The following is a 22,453-nucleotide window of genomic DNA, read 5'->3' on the forward strand; positions in this document are numbered from 1 at the left end:
CTGGAGGTACCCGGGCAGCTGTATTATCTGTTCTGGCGGCATATGGCAGCCCTGCTGCCTGCATGGGCGGCGGGGCGATTGGCCTTAGTGCTCTCAGCAGGAGCGAGGCAGAGTGGCGCGGATATTGTCGTCGAGGCGGTCATAGCAGGCCAGAACCTCGGTGGCAATGTCCTTAGGAGCCCAGAGTTTGACCTTGGCCTTGCTCTCTTTTACACGATCCATGACGCTCTGGTCAAAACCGGACATGGATACCAGCACGGCGTGTCCGGCGCTGTGGAAGGTCATCATGGTGCTCATAAGATCAAGGCACTGCTCCTTGAGAGGGCAGGCGTAATTCTGAATCTGGATGCCAACCTTTACCGCTCTGTTGGTTCTTGAGGAGGCAATTAAAGTGGTATTGCGAACATTGCCCTCGGAGCTGATTGAAGTGCTGAAGCCCTTGGCACGGATGATGTTCTCGATAAGGCTGGTGAGGTTTAACTCGTGGCTTCTGACCTTCTGGCAGATAAGGGAGGCAAGACGCTCCTCAAGGCTCTTGCGGCTCTCTTCGGCACGATCAGCGGCCTTGCTTGCCGAAGCTGCTGCAGCCTCTGCAGTGCGTACTGCAGCAGCACGCATCATCATCATTTCGCGTGCTGAAGCAATATCAGGAGCAGCATTGTACAGACGGGCAGCTGCAGCGCTGGTAGCAGTAGCACCACGCTCAACTGGAGCAATACGCTTCTTTGGAGCCTCAACACGTGGAGCAACAATGCGCTGGCTCTCTGGTGAGCCAAACTGACGGACACGCTCAGGTGATGAGCCGTCGGTATCAACAGTCAGGGCAAAAATCTCATCGGCGTTGGTACCGTCAAAGACAAGGCGACGGGTGGCGGCTGCAGGAATTACGTACTTGTAAGCATCGATAATGGTGTCGAGGAAAGCGTAGCCGTCAGCTTCGCTGATCTGCTCCTCAACATCAAAGAGCTCACGGCCCTTTGCAGACAGGGCGGCACGGGAAACCCCACGGGAAAACCATACTACAGAGCGCTCATGGCGGTGGCGGGCTTCCTGCTCTTCATTGAAATTGTACTCGCCGGTAATGCGGCCAAAATGGATATTGTCACAGCCATGGGTGATAAGGGCAACGTAATCGCCCTGGAACATGGAATGGGCAAATGGCCAGCACTGCTCGCTCCAGCTAAGAGCGGTAGCGCTGTCTACACCACACTCATCCTCAATATGCTGGGACAGATCTCTGGCGGCATAGAAATCAAGAATAGAGCACTGAACACTGTCCTCAGTGCAGCAGATGCGGGAGGAATTTATGAAGTACTGCTCTTCCTGAGCATCTTGAGCCTGAACTAACCAGAATGCCATTTGAATATACCTTTAGACTGGGTACTTTAGGACGCTGTGAACTGCAGGTTATGGCTTACTGCCCTGATATGCAGGGGGTGATATAAGCACGCAGCCACCATACACACTTAACATACGTCTGCAGACAAGCTGGATGGTCTGCAGGTCAATTAATGACGTCCTTATTTCTACTTCCAACTTCTTATCTCATTCCAGAATTTCTTATCGTTCCTGCAGGATGTTGTGCACGTAATACCCAGGAATCTTTGCACGTGCATCCGGTAAATACAGAATGATCTGTACTGTGTGTGAGTTTTTCGCAAACTTTTACAAGGATAGAGGCCGGTAAAAAAGACAGTAAAAAATGCTCTGAACTGTCACGGGACTTGCGCCTGCTGCTAGGCATATTAAAGCGAAGTCCGGTCTGGAAATACCTATCATTATAGATATGAATTGCGCTTATGATATAGCTCAATAGTATCTATTGCAACTGGTGTAATATAACTTTTTCCGTACTTGTGTAAATAAGTCTGTTTACAGCATATTTATGCCATTTGTTACAGTAACAGCCCCTGGCCCGAATACACGGGCACGAGGGTGTAAAAAAGCTTGATTCCATATCAGTGTTTAACAGTCATTTTGCCAACATAAGACTGCTACAAAATTTGATACAGATCACACATATATTTCTACGATCATAATGGTGCAGCGAATCTGAAAATTCCGGTAAATATATACCTGTTATCAACAGTGAAATCGCTTTCTCACGCATGAAATAGCCGTTCTGGTCCCTCCCCAACCGGCATTTATTTATCCCCGCCTGTACGACAACACAGCCCCCACTTTCTGATTGAGCAGCTGGCAAATTCACCACTGGCATTACCTGCCACTCATCAGCAACAAAACTTACACGCACACACAGCTGATGGCAGCTAAGCCACATCATCTTCTTTCCTCTGACAGCACAAATCTCAAAAGCTGCAGCTGACGTCCAGCCTGTGCTCTGGACTGAGCTGCCCCTGTATGTTCTGGCTCCGGAGCACTGAGGTTCATGTTATGGGGCAGTGGGCACTGCCAGGGTGCAAAACAGGGGTGTATGCCGCCTCTGCCAGCCCATGGCGGCAGTCAGGACACGGTCTGAAATGGGAGCTATAGCCTGCCCTGTTTGATATATATCCCCTTATGCCTGAAAGTTATAGCTCAGTATGCAAAGATAGAATTAGACTATGTCATGGTGCTCGGATACATTGAGTACACCATCAGTCATGACGATGCGTTTAGATTTTTACCGCAGCTTCAAGCTGCCAGACAGAACAGCCCCTGGTCCACAGGAATACTAATCCGCACAGACCCGGGGAGCGCAACCTTAACAGCCTTGCCGGGCTTTATGCCCAAGTGCATGGACTCATCCCTGTGCCATGCAACTGGCTTTACAGCTCCCAGGCAAAGCCCTAGGCATTTGAGGTTGTACCACTTCTGTCTTATCTGTCCCTGACAGGGAAAAGTCCCTGAGGGCGACATGCTGGACAATTATTGAGGAAAATCAAATGCGCAAGTCATCTCTTGTGGTGTGCTGCGTCAGTCTGTGCCTTTTTCTTACCTCATATACAGGTAATGCCCTGACTGTTGCTGTGCCTTTTCTGGTCAAACATTTCAATACCCTGCCGCAGTATGCCTCTCTGGCTCTGACCGGCTACGCTACCGCCCTGGCCTGCTTTTTACTGCCGGCCTCATTACTGGCCCGTCGCTTCTCCAACCGACGCATCTTTTTAACCGGTCTGATTTCCTGTGCCGCTATCACCGCTGCCATTCCTTTCAGCCCAAATCTGTGGGTCATGGTGGCAGCCCGTATCGCCCAGGGCGCTGCAGCCTCTTTATGTCTGAGCACTGCCATGGCACTGATTTCATCCCATGTTGAGACCAGCCGCCGCTTTATTGCCATTGGTATTGCCGTCTGCCTTACCTATACCGGTGTATCCTCATCACTGAGCTTCAGCGGTGTCATCATTGACGGTATTGGCTATCAGTACATGTTTTACGGCTCCGCCATCGCCATGGCTGCCCTTATTTTCCTTGCTGTACGTATTCCTCAGGAAAGTGCTGACAGCACTGTAAAGCTCCCTTACAGCCGCATCATAGTTTTCGCGTTTTCCATTGGCCTGTGCCTGCTCAGCCTGTCTTGTCTTGCTTCATGGCATTACGCCCGTTACGGCCTGATCCTGGGTCTTGCTCTGACTGCCGCTCTTGTCATCTACGAGTACAGTCTTCTGACCCGCAGCAGTGGCAATAAAGACATTACCAGCGATAAAGACATCTCCGGCCGTGCTCACAGCATTATCTCTCGTGATCTGTTGCGTCGCGCTCTGCGCCTTGGCCGTCGCCAGCATGCCTTTGAAAGTGAGGCTGGCCGTACCGGACTTAATTCCGGAGCCGCTCTGGCGCCTCTTAATTCAGGCTCTGCCCTGTCAGCTGGCCGTGCCCTTCAGGTCATCCCTGTGCAGCTCTTAATTGGCAACCGTCCTTTCACCTGGTGCTTCCTTGTCAGTATTGCCGCCTACGTCTCTGTTATGGCTGAGCCTGTTCTTTTGGCTCTGTTCTCCCAGTACACCCTTGGTATTTCAGCATCTCAGGCCGGATTTATCATAGTAGTACAGCCAGTTACCATTGCCGTAGTCTCTTTCTTCACCGGCCGTATAGCCCGTATCCTGGGAGGCAATCTTACTGTAACTATCGGACTAATCATTCAGACCATTGCCCTTGCAACCTTTACCATTATTGATGAGAGCACCACCGTAACCTCACTTATCCTGCGCCAGCTGGCTGTAGGTACCGGTTTTGCCCTGTTCTCCGCCCCTAACACCACTATAATCACCCTTACAGTGTCCAGACAAAACTATGCGCTGGCATCCTCAATGCAGCAGCTGGGCCGCTCAATCGGTCAGGGTACAGCCTATGCCCTGGTTACAGTAATCATCGCAGCGGTCGTCAGCGCCAAGCCAGGATCAGCCTCTTTCCCTGAGCAGTTTGCAGATGCCTCAGTAATCATCCTGTCCATCTCAGCTCTGCTGGGCATCGGCGGCATCTTCTTTGCCGCCCTGGGCACCATCGAAGACCGCCGCCAGGCCCGCACAGCCGCTGCCGACCACAGCACAAGCTCCACCACCAGCGGCGTGGCAGGTGGCACCTCTGCCAACGCAGCTGCCAATGCAGCAGCCGCTGCAGCTACCGTCGCAGTTAACAGCACAGCTGCAGAAGCAACCACCGATACAGAGGCAGACGCAGCTAATGCCCACAGTGCATCTTCAAGCTTCAATTTCGAAGCCGGTCGTAATGCAGTTGCAGCGACAGCAGCAGTAGCAGGCAGCTCCACCTGACCATACTTGCAGCGAGAAAGAGCAACAACAGCTGACTGACACAGTCAAACCTTAGTCAGGCAAGAGCACCACGTCAGTCGCGCTGCAGTCATGTCGAAGCCCGGAATGAGTGCTGTTTCGGTATCTCCATAATCAGCACTCAGTCCGGCCTGAACACCACGTCAGTCACGCTGCAGTCATGTCGCAGTAAGGCCTCAGAAACAGCCGGGGCACACTTAAGTAATGTCACTGTAGCCCTGCTGATATCTGAAAAGTTCTACCAGCTGTGACCTTCACTGCTCGAAGACCATGGCTTTGCTGCCACCTCAGAGCGGTGATCTGGCGTGCAGCAAGGGCTCAAACAGCATTAATCTACTGTTTCTGGCAGACTGCAGGCACCTTATGATTCCAGCAATGCCTCCCAGGCATGGATGTAGATCCGGGCAGCTGCCATATTTTTCCTGAAGCACATACATATAGAACAGCCCTTTAGTTGTGCGACAAGCTGCTCGATACAATTCTTGATACTGAATATTTCGGTGTTTCAGCCCTTAACTACTACAATATTCAGCCTGCCTCCTTGTCTGATGGCGCTGTAACAAAGCGCTTATACAGGCTAAAGCCGGTAGTATGCAGCCTGCTTTTTGCAGATTTCTTATTCTCAATCCTCAACTGTCCTGAAAAGGCCCTGCTCTGCAGGGCCTTTTTATTTGCTCTTTACTTAAGGACAGAGCCTGCATACATCTGCGCTCCTTAATGGTGCTTTTAATTTACGAGCAAAAGTGATCATATCCCGCTGTTTTATTTTGCACTTTGTACAGAAATCAAGCTTTGTTTGTAAAAGTAGTTCCCCAATAAAATGAATATTTACCCATAATTAAAATCGCATGCACAGCCATAAAACACTCTGAGAGTGTGAAAATCATTAATAGCAAGAAACTGCAAATGACGCGTCAGCCTGCACAACAAATCCAGTATTTAAGGGAATTTTAAATTTCATATACGCAAATACCAATTTTTTCTAAAATTGCTCATAAATTCTGCATTTATGACACTGGGAGCGCCTGCTTCCATATGGGATGGTTGTTCAGAATCTGATAAATAAGCGATCAGACTTTAAAATCTGGTACTTTTGGAGCAAAAATACGGATAATTTGACTTAGATACAAGTTTTTTAATTCAAATTGTAAAAGTTCGTACCCATTATTGTGTTTTTTTGATACACTGCATTCAATGGAGACAGAGAGTTGACCAGATTACCTGTAAATCATGGTCGTTTCGAAATTACGGGCTCCTTCAATCAGACAGATTCCTACTACATATATTTATGGCCTGTCTGACACGCCTTACCGGGCTGACAGAACCAGCCATGGCCAGCAAGTGGAGCTGATTGTTCTATCTGCAATGATTACAGAACGTCTGTATACCCTCCCAGCACCTTACCAGGAAAGAGACAGTAGACAATGTAATCTTACTGTGACCTCAAAAGGCACGCAGTCCCGGTCAATTACAGGCACAGGACTGTCCAGAATGATAAAAACAGGTGAGCACCAGTTATGTCATATACAAATCATCTTAGACCTGTACTCACACTGTAAAACCGCCATTAATTCCTTAACTGACGAGATCAGTCAACACGCTGAATATCAGCACAAGCCGTGAACTATGGATCAGGCCGGAGCGAGACCGGCATGATAAAAGCCCTGACAGGCCACTGCCTGCAGAGCAGGAACAGGCTCGACATGCAAACAGTAAACTGCAAAAGGCAGAATTAAGTGCTAAAGCCTGCAGACAGATAATCAGAACATGCAACCTGCTGCACGTGCAGCCCAGTCCTTGTAGTCTTTTATTTTGCAACCGTCCCCAGACACACACCCGGACAGGCTGACCGCAAACGGCCAGAACTGCATTAACACGTCTGTACAGCCCCGTAAACATGAGGCCGGACATTGCACATCTGAGGATAAGCGGAGTTCAGGCAACAGGCCATGCAGAAGCGGCGTATGACACTGACAAGCTGATTTAACAGTTTTTCCCATGGGCCTGACAGTGATTCTTATGGCAGGAACACCAGCCCAAACTTGGTTGAAATTAAGATGAGCGAGAAGTTTTATAACACCTTTGCCTCTGCCTCTGGAAACAGAGAAAGAGAGGCCAGCAAGACAGTTGTTGAGCTGACACCTGCCGTATGCAGAACTGTAGTTGACAAGTTCATCCCACAGATGAACATCACTGACCTCCGTCAGGGCGGTAAAATCCGCTTCTCCGGTATTTCCCTGATCGTTACCACTGTTCTTGCTTACATGTGCGGCTACCGTTCAGCCTGCGCCATTGGCAAATACTGGTCTGACTTCCATCAGGAGCTCAATCAGATCATTCCTGATTTCCCTGACAAGCCTGTCTCCCACGACACCATCAAGCGCACCATTGAGTACCTGCTCTTCCCTGAGTTCACCGTATTCATTGAACAGTTCTGCCTGAACCTGCTCTTTGAGTCCCTGTCCGAGCAGCACGCCAACAATCAGCTGCCTGACAATATGGTGCCTTTCTTCAAGCGTGTTCTGCTTGAGTACAACCAGGCAAGCCGTGACAACACCCGCAAGATCAGCGGCCGCAACTGGATGGGCTCTCTGGTTCAGGACGATGACTACAAGTTCATCGAAGATCGTGACAGAGCCTCTGGTGCAGCTGATCGCCGCTTCAAGGCAACCATTTACAGCAGCTCCATGAAGCTCAACATCATCAGCAAAGAAGAGCTCGAACAAAGCCGCGCTACCGGCTCTATCCTCAACCAGCTGCGCAGCTTCTCCTTCAAGGGCTGCTGCAACGATGTACGCTTCAAGATTAATCGCGATATCAACAAAGCAGGTATTGAAAACAGATCTGAGAGCATAGTCTCCAGCAACAGACCAGCTGCCAGCGTAAACAGCCGCTCTGCTGCTCAGGCCCGTAATCCGGCTCATTCTGTACTGAGTACCAGTCTCAAGTCACAGGAATCTGAAACGGGCAGCCTGCGCTGTCAAACACCATACATCAACGTTAACTCCGGCCGCTTCCCTAACTGACGGCCACGCCAGATTTACTGGCGGCAAAAGCATCACAGTCCCATGCCAATAACAGAGGCAGCGCGCTTTTGCCCTGTCAATCCGGTCCCTGCCATAACACAAATCGGCCGGGTTCTCGCCACTTAATTCACCTTACACGCAGGGTCGTATCTGACAGTACGACCCTGCTTTTTTGCCTCAAATCCCACCGCGCCATCCACTTTCCCGGCAACGAAAACAGCCTTCCTCCCCTGACACTTCCCAGCCTGGAAATAATACCCGGTACCGGCCGCGCAATCTCATCTCCAGCTCCGGCCACGCCCCATCAGCCGCGCCAGGCCAGGGAAGCTGCGTCACAGCCCACATCTTAATTTCATTAATGTACTTTACCTGCACTGCACTAATTGCAGCCCGGAAATGCTCGTCCCGCATGTTTACAGCTCATCGTCGCACCGGGAGCAGGCCCCACATCACTGGGTCCCAGCCGATGGCCTGCACATTAACATTTCCTGCAAGTGGTCACTGCGGTATTGTGTCCTTGCTTTACTCGTCACAGCACTGATAGTCCCGGCGGTTGCAGCTAAAGCCCGGCAAGGCCGGGCAGGGCAAGGCGATGTCATGGCACTGGTCTGGTTTTTCGCTGGCCAGTATTTCAGTCCATTACCGGCTTGTCCTTGAGCTGCTGTGCAAGGTCATGCCAGGTTATGGCCGCTCCTGTACTCTTGCCTCCCAGCGGTGGAGCCAGGCTCTGAATCTGCAAATAAGCTGTCCTGACTGCTCATGCCAGGTCAATGGCTGCATTTTTCGAGGGCTTCAGGTCCTGCGGCCATGGTGCAGCGCGGCATTTGTCAGTCCCTGATTTGTACTTTGTTAAGGGTAAATCATCGAGCGTAAATGGGGTGCATGTATGACAGGCTGGAGGTCAGTTACACATTGCTTTTAATTTATGTCCTGACTTCATTTTTTCATGCGGAAGCCCATGGGTGCGTGCACCAGGTCAAAATTTAAATAAAATGCCATAAATCTGGCATTTTTCGGCATATTTAACTGTGTCAGCTCCAGGTCAAAAGTAGTAAAATCGTTATATGCCAAAGTGGCACTTCATATACATCGTACCTATGCAGGTACGGTCCAGTTCATGCTGCAGAAGCTGACCTTTCGTCAGTGCTGCGCCCTGCGACCCGTACCCGTACTGATCTCAGGTGATGACATGGCTATAAATGTAAATACTAATGTCTCAGCGCTTAATGCGGTCAGACAGCAAGACAAGGTTCAGAACGTTGTTCAGACTTTGCAGCAGCGTCTGGCCTCGGGCAAGCGCATCAATTCTGCCAAGGATGATGCTGCCGGCCTTATTATTTCTGACCGTATGACCGCTCAGATCAATGGTCTCAATCAGGCCTACCGCAATGCCAATGACGGCCTTGCTCTGGCTCAGACTATTGAAGGCGGCATGAGTGAGGTCACCAACATGGTTCAGCGTATCCGTGAACTGTCTGTACAGGCAGCAAACGGTACTCTGGACTCTTCCTCACGCGATGCCTTAAAGCAGGAAGCTGATGCTCTGGCTCAGGAAATCACCCGCATTTCCGAGCAGACCACCTTTGGTGGCAAGACTGTTCTTAACGGCTACGATGCCAAGAACGGTACTTCCATTTACCAGACAGGCTCTGCCGCACCACAGCAGGGTAACCCTGATATCCGCTCTACCGGCCGTCTTGACCTCCAGGTAGGTCCAAACGCCGGCGATCAGGTATCTTTCGAGGTTGACTCCACCAGGTTCAGCGGCATGGTTCCTGATACCATCTACGACGCCAACACCGGTCTGGCCTTTGGCAGTGCTGACGATGCCTCCTCACTTATCGAGGTTATGGACTCAGTTCAGGCTACCATCGACAGCAACCGTGGTGACTTGGGCAGCGTCCAGAATCGACTTGAAGCCACACTGCGCTCCAACTCCGTTTCAGCCGTTAACCAGGCCGATGCCCGCAGCCGCATCAGTGACACTGACTACGCAGAGGCCACCTCCGAGTACGCCCAGCAGCGTGTCATTGAGCAGGCCGTAATCGCCATGATGACTCAGGCCAACACCCGTCCTAAGTTTGCAGCTCACCTGCTCAAGTAATACTCAAAAACCCTTTACTGAGCACAGTGCAGCTCACGTGGCCGGGCCGCGCAGCCTCGGGCTGAAGGTCCGGCCACCAGCTGTTTTGCTGACAAAAAGAGCTTATCCCTTTAGTGGGATAAGCTCTTTTTTATTGTTCACTTTCAACCCCTGGCGCCAGCCTGTTACTGCGGATCTGCATGATCGACATGCAAGGTCAGGCCATATGGGCCCTGCATACCCCAGCCACAACTGGCCTGGCCTGGCCCGGCCATGACTGGAATTGCCCGGACATAACTGTAATTGCCCGACCAGGACTTGCCAGTCCCTGTGCAGCTTCAATGGGTGTCGGCTGCATCAATTAGACAGGGCCTTACAGTCGCGGCGGGCATATCCAGGAGGTTTTTGCTGTCCTGCTGGTATTGTGATGCATTTCTGGCTGTGACTGCATGCAGGAGAAAAAGCAGATAAACTGAGCTGCTTTATCTGGTCTGCACCCGACAAACAGCCATTGGACGGCACTTTCCTTAGCATTGCCGTGTCATTTGGGGTATTATGGAGACTCGCTCCGGAGCGTACACCGGCCTGCAGAGCTTGCATACTTTCAGGCATTAAGCATCTGAACTGCTTTCTTACAGCGACACTTGATTTGTGCCTGACTGCTACCAGCTCTTCAGAAGCAAAGCCATCCACCTCATCAGCAGCTACCCGTGTCTGTATTCAGTTTGTTGTGGCACCTGTGCATACAGGTTACAGCCAGCTGCAGACCTGATTTACAGCTGGAGCAATACAGGCCATGACATGGATGTATACAGTATCTGAACCGCCAGGACAGGGCGCTGACCAGAATTTGCGCCGGCCGGGACAGGGCGCTGACCAGACTGTGAACCGGCCAGGACAGGGCGCTGGCCAGAATGTGAGCAGGCCAGGACAGGTCGCTGACCAGAATGTGAGCCGACCAGGACAGGGCGCTGACCAGAATGTGAGCCGGCCGGGACAGGGCGCTGACCAGAATGTGAGCCGGCCGGGACAGGGCGCTGACCAGACTGTGAGCCGGCCGGGACAGGGCGCTGACCAGACTGTGAACATAAGTGCATCACAGAGTCTGTACGGTCAGACTGTGCAGTCAGTACGCACCACTTACCTTCTTTATAAGCCCGCCACCGGGCTCAGCCTGCTTTGAGCATATCAGCTGAGCACGCTGTGCACATAATCAAAGCAGACAGAAATCATTAATGCAGGAACTGCCTCCTGCCCTCTGGAGAATCTGAGCCAAATGGAAGAGCAATCCAAACTCCCAGTCAACAGCAACTTCATCAGCTACATCAGGGCTTTTGGCCCATGGCCGGGATCTAACGGCCTGTACAATGAGTACAGCGAGGATCTGCTGGATAACATCCAGAATCCTGACTTCAACTATTTCTTTTTCGATATTGAAGAGCAGAACCTTTTTGCCCAGGAGATTGCAGACATCATTAACAGCCGGACCAGCAAGGTGATCTTCCTTGCAGGCAAGGCAGGTGACGGCAAAACCCACTTCCTGCGCCGTATCTGTACAGCTGAGCAGCCTGTAGGTATGGGCCGTGTTTTCTGGAAAGAAAACAAATCAAACTCAGTCATCAAGTTCACTGATACTCAGCGCAATATCAAATACACTATTGTAAAAGATTTTACAGAGCTTTCTGTCGGCAGTCCCGAGTACAATGATCTCTTTGAGACTGTCAGCCGTATCATGGACACCGGAAATCAGGACGAGAGCAGCAGTACTGACGACAGCTGTGAGATTGCCATTATTGCCGCCAACAATGGCAAGATTCTCAAGGAATTCCATAACCACTACAGCGGCAGCAGCATTATCTCCAAAGACATACTCAACAGCCTTGAGGACTATCTGCTGCGCGGCAACGAGCTCAAATCAGACAGCATAATCTGCAAGAATATAGGCTCAACTATCGACAGTAATGCTATCGTCAACATGTTCCGTCATGTGCTGGAAAATGCGGCATGGAGCAAGTGTCAGAAATGTCAGCATCATGAAGTATGCCCTGTATTGAGCAGCCGCAATGAGCTCAATAACGAGATCTTCTATGACCGTATCAGGGAGATCTTTACCATCCTTATTGATGACGGCACCCACTTTACTACCCGTAACATTCTTCAGCTCATCAGCAACACCCTGCTCGGCTGCAAGGCTGAAATTCCTGAACAGTCTTTCTGGACCTGTGAGGATGTATTTGCTCAGGTTGAGTCAGGAATCGGTACCGGTTTACGAAGCGCCTGCAGTGATGCAGCGGCCAGGCAGTATATGAGTCCTTATGACGGCTTCATGGGTGTTAACGTCAGGAACATGCGCTCCCGTGGTGACGGTAATGCCGTTTTCCGCTTCCTTGAAAACATGCAGCCAGGTGAGCACACTACCAGCCTTATTGATCAGTTCCTAATGTTCGGAGACAGCCCTCAGTTCAGCACCCTCAATGAAGCTTTCTCCACCATGTCCAGTATGCCGTCTTTTGGCGACCAGGGCAGAGTCAGGAACATCCTTGAAGATCTGGCTACCCACAGCGATGTCAAGAGCGTACAGGAAGACAGTGACAGCAGCGCAGATGGCTCTGATGAAATAACTTTGCTCAGCGAGCTCAGGAATATCCTGACCACACGTCGCCGCAGTCTGTTTTTCAGCATGGACGAGCGCCGTTTTTCCCCCATGCCTTTTGATCCGTACAGCCTTTGCGCTTTCAAGTTTGGCCATAAGTACCTTGAGCTTAAGGAACTGGTTTACAGCGGCAGGCTGAAGAACTCCCCGGCCATTGCCGGCACTATGATCAATGGCCTTAACCGCGCCTTTACTTCGCTGATGACCATAGCCGAGACCAGCAAGGTAACGGTCTCTACCAACAACATCATCAGCCCGGCCGATCTGTGCATGATTTATGACAAGGACTATGAAAAGCCTTGCGACTTTGACCAGAAGATAGTCAATGACTGCATCCGTCTTATCCCGTCAAAAAAAGCCGGCAACTGCTCAGGCCTGATATGCATTGCCTACTACGGCCCTGGTGATGGCACCAGCGATTTGGACGAGGAAATCAGGCTTGTTAAAGAAGAGCGTGATGAGTTGTTTAAAAAAGAACAGTATAACGATCTCAAAAAGCTTACAGATAAGATCGAGGAGCTCGAGGCCAGGAAAAACAGCAGCAATCAGATTGTTTCCTATCTGAGCATTACTCCCAAGATCTTTGAGTATCTGATGAGTCTGTCACACGGCATGGTTGGAATCTCATTCTCTCAGGAGTGTGCCTACGAAATCATGACCTTCAAGTCCTCTCTTGAGGCCTTTATTGTCAAGAACAGAAAGGTAGAAAGGGACCATGATGAAGATATTGGCAAACTCATCAACAGACTGCAGTTCTGTATGGTCAATGATGACGGCTGCATAAGAAAATAAACCTGCTGACAGCCAGACTGACGGCCCCCTGTGGCCTGCACTGCAGGCCCTGGCCGACTGCCCGCTCAAAGTCCGCCATGGCGGCTGCAGGACGGGCAGCACCTGCCCACATTACTATCATGAGCCAGGCATCTGCCCCTGCTCTTTACAGGCTTAAAACTATGAGTACTGATACCAGATTAGTGGAAACTGCTGCTGACAGCGTTGCTTACGGCAGCAGCCAGGAAGACAGCATTGATACTTTCAGGCGCCAGCTGGCAAGCTCAGGTGAGGTCTTCAACTCTATTGAAGAGTTTGTTGACGGTATTGGATCACCTGACTCAGCAAAAGAAATCAGCCAGTGGCTCAAGCCTCATGCAGAGTCTGAGAAAGTTCTTGAGGATCGTATCCTCGGCAAACGCTACGACTCGTCGGAGTATTTCAAAAACCACCGTCAGAACAAGTTCATGGTCGAAGAACTGGTCTTTGGAGACAGACTCCATCAGGCTGAAAGTAAAGACTACGCCATGCTCACTTTGCTCAACGTGCTGCTGTCACAGAACAGTTCCAATCCTTTTGAGCAGAATCTTCAGGGCCGTAAGGACAAGTTCCCGGGCAATGTCGATGATTTTGTATTCATCAAGCCCAAGCGCCTTCTGCTGCGTCATATTCTGTTCAACAGCCCTTTTACTGACGAAATAGCTCTGATGTCGGGCACAGATAACAGCCGTCAGTGGCAGGTATGGCGCCGTCATTTTGAAACCAGCAATCAGTGGGACAGCTCCAAGTCAACTGACCAGCATGTATCAGATGATGACGAAGAGAGCAGGGGCAAAACAGGCAAGTCCTCAAAGAAAAATGTCAGCTCCACTGCCAGAGGCTTTGACAGATCGGTGCTCAAACAGATTGAGACCGTTTTTCAGGACATTACCACTTTTGCCAGTGCAGTACGCATGCTGCGCGCCTGGACTCTGGATAACAGCGCTGAGCGTCAGTGGTGTTACAAATTCACCTTCCCTTACGGTCCTGAGGGCATTTTCTGGGAGATGACCAAGGAGCACTCACTCAAGGCCAACTTCATGCGCGGCAGCGGTCTGGTGGCTTTTAACATGCTGGCCCGCTCCTGGCGTAACGCCATGACTGACAGTAAAACGGCTGCCAATCTCGGTGCTGAGTTCTATGATTACTTCTTCACCCGCGCCGACGAGATTAATGAAGTCTCCCGAATTATCTGCAAGATCCACCCTGATGATGTGGCAGAAAGCCAGAACATTGCAGACCTGCAGAACTGCCATCCTGAAGCCATTAAAAATGCCGGTTCGGCTATTACAACTACAGGTTATCTGCCCTACCGTCATCTTGATGTTTATGATCACTTAAGCCGTGCATGCTCCAATATCATGCAGCTTAACCTCAACAAGCAGGAGCGCCTGTCAGCCCTTAATAACATCATCTTCCTGGCCATTATCTGCTATATGCTCGAGCAGCAGCAGAAAATGCTCAGGCTCAACGGCTGCCGCTGCAATATCGACATGATTGTCTGCATGGATAACCTTATCACTCAAGATCTCAAAAACGCCTCACGCAAGTCTTTTAAGGACAACAACGAACTCTTTGATGAGTCTATAAAAGCTTTTATCAGCGCCCGCACCCGCAACATGACTGCCATGGCCGCCCCTTTCCTTCTGGACAGAGAAAACTGGAGGGATAAGGGAGGGGAAAGAGTGCTCAGCGCCCAGGAGCAGCTGTTGCTGGTCTCAATCATGCGTCACGCTTTTTCCATCAAGAGTGATTTCATGCTGGATCTGAGAAAGAACCCTGACGGTGATCATGAGCCGGGTGTCTTTACCGTTGCTGGCAGCGAGGAAGATGAGGTTACCTACAGCGCTGTTGTGGACCACTTTACCTCTCTGGCACTGGCCCGTGACAAACATATGGACCGCCTGCACTACACCTATGCCCGTGAAATAGGTCTGCTCAAACAGAACCCACGCTCAGGTCACCAGTATCAGATCAACGATGATCTGCTGCGCACCCTGATTTTTGCAGTTATGGGCAACCGCTCCAACATGATGCTCGATCATTTCCTTGAGAGAATCTATGAGGACTGGCATCTGATCATTGGACCGGCCGAATACAGCCGCTCTGCTGGAACTGATTGCAGCTCAGGTGAGAGTGGTCCTGCCAGGCTCAAGAGTCAGGTGCTTGAGCTCAATGTAAGAGCCCTCAAGGAAAGACTGAACCGTCTTGACATGATAGTCAGTCTTTCCGACGGCTGCGACTATGTGCGCAATCCATTCTCCAACGATTTACAGCAGCAGTAATGCTCATCAGCCCTTTGATACCGGAGCTACAGGCACCGGTATATGCAAGGACAGGTCACTATGAAAGCAAATTCCTTTGTCAACATGGGCAGCAGATATGAGCTGTTGCCTCATCATGCCCGCAACGCCTTCAGTCTGGATGCTGAGCGTTTTTATACAGCTGCTCAACAGCGTGGCGCTGAATGCCACATAAGCTATGACTATACCTCCGACCTGCACGGCGCAGGCTCTGCTCCTGTGCAGGCTGATACGCCGACACTGGCTGATGCGCTGATGTCTGCTGATGCACCGGTGCTGGCTGATGCGCTGGGACATGCTGATGAGCCGACACAGTCCCGTGCCGCAGCTGACGGCGTCCCAGCTGACGGCGCCGCAGGCAGCGATGCCGGTGGCCAGGCTGTCCAAAAGGCTCTGGATCTGCGTCTTACTCCCAAGGAGGAAGAGGAGCTCAATAAATATTTTGGAGAGTATCTTCCCGTAATCAGGAAAGAGCGTGAGCAGATTGCTCAGCAGCTGCTGGGCTTTTGTGGCATGCAGCTTATTGAGTCCCTGCTTCCGGCCAGCAAGAAAGATTACGACAGTCGCTCCTCCCGGGGAAACACATCCCTGGGCTTTTTCATCGTGGCCGGCCTTGATGCTGCTGACATCGATACCATCATCTGCCAGATAGACGCAGAGCACCAGAATTTCACCCGATCTTTCAATCACTGGAACTTTCTAAACATCATTGTAGAGCAGTCAGGTTACAGAGAGGATCTTGAGGGCCGTTCAAAAAGCTTTACCAGCCGTGTAGCTCAGAAAAACTCAGCTCACCTGCGCAATCACCAGCTGAGCGGTTACCTTACCGTGCTCTTTACCCGTGAGACTGCCAGTATCGACACCCTGGGTGATGTAACCCAGTTTACTGAGGAGTCAATTGCCGGTCAGTTACATAAGAGCTTCAGAGACTTTACTGAAAGCAGATACCCTGAGATCAGTCATTCCATTTTCCCGGACTCGGAAAAGAAGAGTGCCCTGATTTTCTTCCTCAAGACCCTGTCAGATGGCTACTTCAGTGAACTTTTCATCGACATGCACCTTCTTATGTCCTATGCAGCCGAGATCGACCGTGCCTTTATTGCTCTTGATAAAGCCGGTGGCGAAAAGGACACTATCCATGGCATAGCAGGAAAATCCCTTCCTGTACTGGGAGTGCCGGCTTATGATGGCCTTTTCTATCAGAACAGCGCCAAGAAAAAGGACTCACGTTATAAAAACACCTTTGAGTCCTGGCTTACCCATGTTCAGCCTCTGCAGAACCGCTTCCTGAGCTCAGGCAGTGGCCCTGATGTCAATGAAATTACCGCCTGCTTTGAAGGCTATGTCAAAGACAGCCAGTATAAGAAGATTAAGGACAGCTGGGTCTCAGCTGTGCTTAAGAACTTCGTGCGCACTTCTGCCAGTGACAGCCGCAGCTCAGGCCAGATCTATGACCAGCTGTGTCATGCTGACTGGGAAGTGATACGTGCGGCCCTTTTTACCAGGGTTGCCCGCAAGGCTGAAAAGAAATCCCTTTTTGACCGCACCATGGAGCTGTTCAGGCAAACGGTCAGTGACGCTCATGAAAACATGAGTGATGCAGACGAAGCTCTGGCAAGTACTATTCTTAACAAGTCTGCAACCGCCATCACTGAGCAGGAGCGCAATGATCTGTACCGCCTGTACAGTCAATACCGCAACATACTCACCAAGGACAGGTCTATTAATAACAGCTGGGAAAAGCTCATTTACACAGGTGAGCGCATTAACAGCGACAACTTCCTGGTATCTTTGCTGCGCGTTATCTCCCAGCATGCCGACACCCATGATCAGGAAATCACCAGGGTTACGGTCAAGCTCAACAAAAACGTCAATGACGCACTCAAAATCAACTACCAGTGCGCCATGCAGTTCAGTATTCTCTACGGTCCTTTTCTCAAATCTCTTTCAGAGACTCTGGGCAACCGTATAGTATTTACCTGCAACAGTGCCGATGACAAAGCCGGGTTCCCGCTGTTTAACTTCAACGAGTTTCTGCGATCCCGTCATGGGGATTCTTCGGCCAGTGACACCTCGATGCGTTCTACTGTCAAGGACCGCAGCCGTACCACTCTGGCCTTTACTGTTCTTATCGAAACCAGCGATGACAAGTCTCCTGCCCCACGTATTATCGAGTGGACAGGCACACCTGGCAGCGCCGGTCATCTCATGCCTGTGGATCTGGAGCTGCTTGCCTCCAAAAAGGTTAAAGCCATGCAGCTGGGCACCTATACCAGAAGCAGTGAGCTGCTCAGAGGCAATGCCCAGTCAGTAAAGCTTGAGAGTATCGAAGGCGCAGGTATGAATTCCGGCTTTTTCAGACCTGATGCCAGTACCGAAGCCTGGTGCAATATCCATGGCTGTGTTACCAGTGCTCTTAAGAGTATTGAAGAGCGCATCCCTAAAGACAGTCAGAGCGATGCTGATGAAAAGATGCTCAAGGATGTACGTGACATCAGACGCACTTTAAAAGATTTTACAAAGCAATGGAAAAGCTGTCTTGCCAGCATGTTTGCCTGCAGCCTGAACATTACAGAGGTTCGGGCTCTGTCAGTGCTGTACGGCAAACTGCAGTGGCGCATCATGAACTCATCACTGATAAGCTCATCTGAGCAGACAGTTTCCCAGCTTGCCCTGAGCATGCTGGAACTTATCAGTATGACCGGCATGGCTGTACCTGAAAAGGCCGCCCATCTGCCTGCCCGCTATCTGCTTGAGAATGAAATTATTGAAAGCGACAGCAGCTGGGCTGATACCATCTTCCCTGCCGGTATGCGTACTGCCGCCATTGCCACACCTTTCCATCCTGACAGCATGCTCAGCCTGTTTTCACGCAATGAGGGCCTGTGCCGCATGATACGCTCTGTGGTGATGTACAAGTCATCTCTGAGCGATCACAAGCAGTTCAGCAACTTTATCGAAAACAGCGAGGATCGCTGCTGGGGCCCTGAGACCATTGCCATGACACTGGTGCGCAACACCAGACAGAAAGGCAGCACCATGGACAAGTCTGTGGTTACTGCCTGTGCCTGGCAGCGTGGCTATACCCTTTATGATGAAATTGCCGGTCTGCAGATGCAGTATGGCGCCATTCACGGCGTCGACAGCCGCTCAGGCAGTTTTGCCATTACCACCGATGGCAGCTCGGCAAGCCAGTACACCATCAGACTCAAACGCTACCGCGAAGCCTTTATCCGCTATCTGCAGAGGTATATCAGCAGCCGCCCATACTATATGGAAAGCTGCACTGTGATGATTTACTGCTGTGGCATGCTTGATCTGCCTCTTGAGATTTACGAGGCCATTGCCGAAAGTGAAGAGCTCAGATCCTGCAGCTTCCGTCTTATTGTCGTCAACAACAGCCTCTATGACGCTCAGGAGATTTACCGCTCCTTTGAGAAGAAGCGTGTACAGCTTTCACGCAATGACAATGAAGGTCACTTCAACCGTCAGGTCCAGGTATCAGTGCTGGCCAGTACCGCCCAGTCTGCCCGCAGCAATGACAGCGTATTCAAGATGAATACCTACAAGTCTACCGGTACCTACGACAAGTGGCTGGATCTTGAGATTCTGCGCACCAGCAATGGCGAACCTGATGAAGAAATGAGACGCATGGTGGATATCTGCCTTATGCCTCATGTATTTGACAGCCGTGCCCAGTACCGCCTGACCTCTGGCAGTGTTGATGTAATTCCGGTCAGTGATGAGTTCAACTACTGTCCGTCGCTGATTTCTCATGTCGACTTTGAGCATAACAGCGGCCTCCAGGCCGCCCGTTTCCTTACCACCCCGGTGCTGCCGCTCAATCTCATTATCCAGAATCTCAGCTCGGTATGTATTGTTGAAAACAGCAATGAGCACTTCGCCGTATCATCAGATACGCTCAAAAAGATGCTCGAACAGTATGATGCTCAAAGCTCTGATGGCGCTGCTGCTTTCCACTACGATGCCCAGTTTGTCAAAACCCCTCTGATGCGTCAGTTCATCAAAGATGCCGTACGCGACTCAGGTGAGGTGGCCAGCCTGCAGAACTATGCCCACAATGTCATCTATATCGATGACCTCATGTGCCGCCAGAGCATAGACAGCAACAGTCATCTTATCTACTTTGACCGCTTCAGAGACTGTCCGGTCAACTTCATGGTTACTACCCGCAAGCTTAATGTCCGTGACATGAAGTTTGCCCATGAGATGCTCAACAAAATTTCCATTACCGAAAATGACAATAACCAGTGCTGCAGCCTGATCAGCCGCGATGCCACTGTTGTCTCGGGCAGCATACTCATGCGTGCTCTGCTGCGCCGCAAAAACACCTATGAGATGACAGGTCTCGTACTCAGCCGCTGGCTGATGATTAAGCTGATGAGCAGACTGGCCGCCAGCATCAACGCCAGCCCAGTACTCAAGACTCCGTCCTTTGTCAGCCTTGACGAGTTCAGTGCCCTGTTCAGCTCCGGAGCTGCCAACAATCAGCTCTCCGATCTGATGGGCATCCAGGTTCTTGAGTACAGGCAGGGCCAGGCCGCTACCGCCCCTGACGGCATCACCGCCGCCTCAGCCGGCTCTGCCAGCAGCGGCGCTGCCCGCAGCGGCACCGGCGGCACCAGGCACAGCACCGGCGGCACCTGCGCCAACAGATATGCGCTCATTTTGTACATTGCTGAATCCAAGTTCCTTGACAAGGCCGATGGCGGACTTGCCAAAAAGTCACGCGATCAGTCTTTCAGCACTGCCCGACTGGTATATCAGTCACTGTCCCAGCAGGAAGATGAGTTCAACCTCTCTCAGCGCCAGTGGCTGTGCCAGCTCATGGACATGGTAAGTAACAGCCAGACTTTCAGTGCTGCCCAGCTCAACCTCAAGTATCCTGAGTTTGCCCGCATTGCTCAGCTGATACGTGAAAATCAGGTTGATATATACCTGCGCAGCCTTTCATGTGTCTTTGCCCTGCATGAGAACTCCTCAGCTCAGAGCAATGTCATTTTCAATGCTCCTTCGGGCAGTTCAGGCGCTCCGCTGCTGCAGATGCGCATCTCAGGCTACAGCCTCAGAAATCTGTTCATGTCCTATATCTCGGAGCAGTCAGGTTCTGACGAGACCCTGAACAAGCTGCTTGACCATGACACCGAGCGCAATCTCGAGACCTTCATGGAGGATCGCTCCTACATAGCCCTGCATCCACTGCGTCTGTCCTAGACCGCCCATACCGTACCGCACCGTACCGAACTGGTCCGAGCCCTGACCGCAACGCGCTCAGGGCCGTGACCTGCCCGCTACGGGTACACCAGGTCAGCGCAGCGGCCGACCGGTCGCTGCGGCCGCGCCGCAGCTCTCATTACCATGAGAAGATATAAGAGCCTTTTCCAGGACCAGCTCCCGGCAAAGGCTCTTTTACTTTTAACAGAACAGGGCAGGCTCAGCGCCCCACCGCCCTGCACCGCGCCCGGCTCCCCACATCTCTTCATGGCCGCCAGACACGATATTTCCGCCTCCTGGCTCAGGCAAGGGGCCCATACAGGGACAGACAAGAGCGCAGTCAGTGACCAGTCAGGGCCCATACTGGGCGCAGCCAGAGCGCAGCCAGGCCCCAGTCAGGGCCCATAGTGGGCGCAGCCAGGTCCCAGTCAGGGCCCATACTGGGCGCAGCCAGAGCGCAGATTAAGGATCGCCTGCATCAGGCAGCCAATGACCAGCCATGCTCCATGGTATTCAGCGCTCCAGCATGTGCCCTGCATTCCCTTTATATGCATACCAGCACTGGCAACAGCCACAGCCACAGCCACAGCCACACCGGTACCATAACCGTGCACTCCTGCAACGTTTACGGTGCACGGCAAGACCGCTCTGCTCCCCGGCTGGTGGCCTGAAAATCATGGTGGGTCGCATGAGCTTATGAGCGGTATCCGGACCGATCTTTGAAATCAGACCGGCCCACCTGCGTGCCTGCTTACGTGCGGTAATTACTGGCTTTATCAGGTAAAAAGCCCGCCGTGCCAGGCAAAGTAAGCCCGGTAATCAGGGCATTATTCTGGGGCTTTAAGCCCGGGGAACAGACAGGAAAATCCAGGTGACTGGGCCAGCAGGAGGGACAGAGATTTGCGGGCGCCGGGCTTTTTGGCACACAGTGTGCCGTGCACGTGCATTAGATACAGCGCTGATACTGAAAATTGCGCATTTTTCAAAAGCATGGGGTCATAAGTGGGGCCCGTAACGACGGGCTTTGACTGGGATCCTGCAAATGCTGTAAATATCTGACCACATTGGCAAATATTGCACATATGAGCCCTGCATCCGGTACCATTGGCTGGAGAAAAGTTGTATTATGACTTCAGGCGTAGTCTTAACTGTGTCATCTGCGCCTGCTATATTTTCCGGATACACAGCTTAAAATACCGTCACATTAGAGTATATTGACAGTAACTTTCTGACAAATCCGGAGAGCATTTTCATCACCAGGCGTGTACAAAGCGCTTTTTGATGCTATTTTGAAAACAGGATTATCTGCCTTTTCACTAAACATCCTGATCTTTTTGTCCCGCAAAGCTCAGCAAACAAACCGGGCAGCTACTGCTGCAGGAGAGACATACCTTCCATGATGGAGTCTGTAAGCCCCGCATTCAGACAGGCTTTCTTACCTTTTGTACCATGATGACCTCAGGGGCAGTGCTCCCCTGTGGGCAGCAGCCTGATAAGCAGGAGCTCTTACGAGCATGGCAGCTCACGGTGCAGCAAGGATAAACCGCCTCTGTTACAGTGCGTTGTGAACCTGAAGTGGCACGTTAAATGCCTGCAGTATTGCATACCCCTAA

The 22,453-nt window shown here is 51.4% G+C and carries 7 protein-coding genes; 6 read left to right on the top strand and 1 reads right to left on the bottom strand.

Translation table 11 applies throughout. The features are described 5' to 3' along the window. Nucleotides 1-93: 93 nt before the first annotated feature. Nucleotides 94-1,359: a restriction endonuclease gene (locus MXE39_RS05075; RefSeq protein ID WP_246978037.1), complete on the bottom strand. Its 1,266-nt coding sequence runs from the start codon at nt 1,357-1,359 to the stop codon at nt 94-96. A 1,526-nt stretch (nt 1,360-2,885) separates the two neighbouring features. On the opposite strand from MXE39_RS05075, the gene MXE39_RS05080 reads away from it, so the two are divergent. The 6 genes from MXE39_RS05080 (at nt 2,886) to MXE39_RS05105 (ending at nt 20,840) form a co-directional block, all read left to right on the top strand. Beyond that, nucleotides 2,886-4,712 carry an MFS transporter gene (locus MXE39_RS05080; protein ID WP_246978038.1) on the top strand — a complete coding sequence of 609 codons (1,827 nt, stop codon included), beginning with the start codon at nt 2,886-2,888 and terminating at the stop codon, nt 4,710-4,712. Between the two features lie 2,075 nt (nt 4,713-6,787). Beyond that, nucleotides 6,788-7,756 (top strand): transposase family protein, encoded by a 969-nt coding sequence (locus MXE39_RS05085; protein WP_246978039.1) that lies wholly within the window; start codon nt 6,788-6,790, stop codon nt 7,754-7,756. A gap of 1,189 nt (nt 7,757-8,945) precedes the next feature. Beyond that, on the top strand, nt 8,946-9,860 hold the full coding sequence (locus MXE39_RS05090; protein ID WP_246978040.1) for a flagellin: 915 nt from the start codon (nt 8,946-8,948) through the stop codon (nt 9,858-9,860). 1,255 nt (nt 9,861-11,115) lie between these two features. Next, nucleotides 11,116-13,284, top strand: coding sequence for a hypothetical protein (locus MXE39_RS05095; protein ID WP_246978041.1), 2,169 nt, complete (start codon nt 11,116-11,118; stop codon nt 13,282-13,284). 161 nt (nt 13,285-13,445) lie between these two features. Further along, complete coding sequence (locus MXE39_RS05100; protein ID WP_246978042.1) at nt 13,446-15,587, top strand: hypothetical protein; 2,142 nt, start codon at nt 13,446-13,448, stop codon at nt 15,585-15,587. A gap of 60 nt (nt 15,588-15,647) precedes the next feature. Continuing rightward, nucleotides 15,648-20,840: a hypothetical protein gene (locus MXE39_RS05105; protein WP_246978043.1), complete on the top strand. Its 5,193-nt coding sequence runs from the start codon at nt 15,648-15,650 to the stop codon at nt 20,838-20,840. Nucleotides 20,841-22,453: the final 1,613 nt, after the last annotated feature.

Origin of the sequence: Anaerobiospirillum sp. NML120511 (genome assembly GCF_023050955.1) — a bacterium.
Taxonomy (GTDB): Bacteria; Pseudomonadota; Gammaproteobacteria; order Enterobacterales; family Succinivibrionaceae; genus Anaerobiospirillum.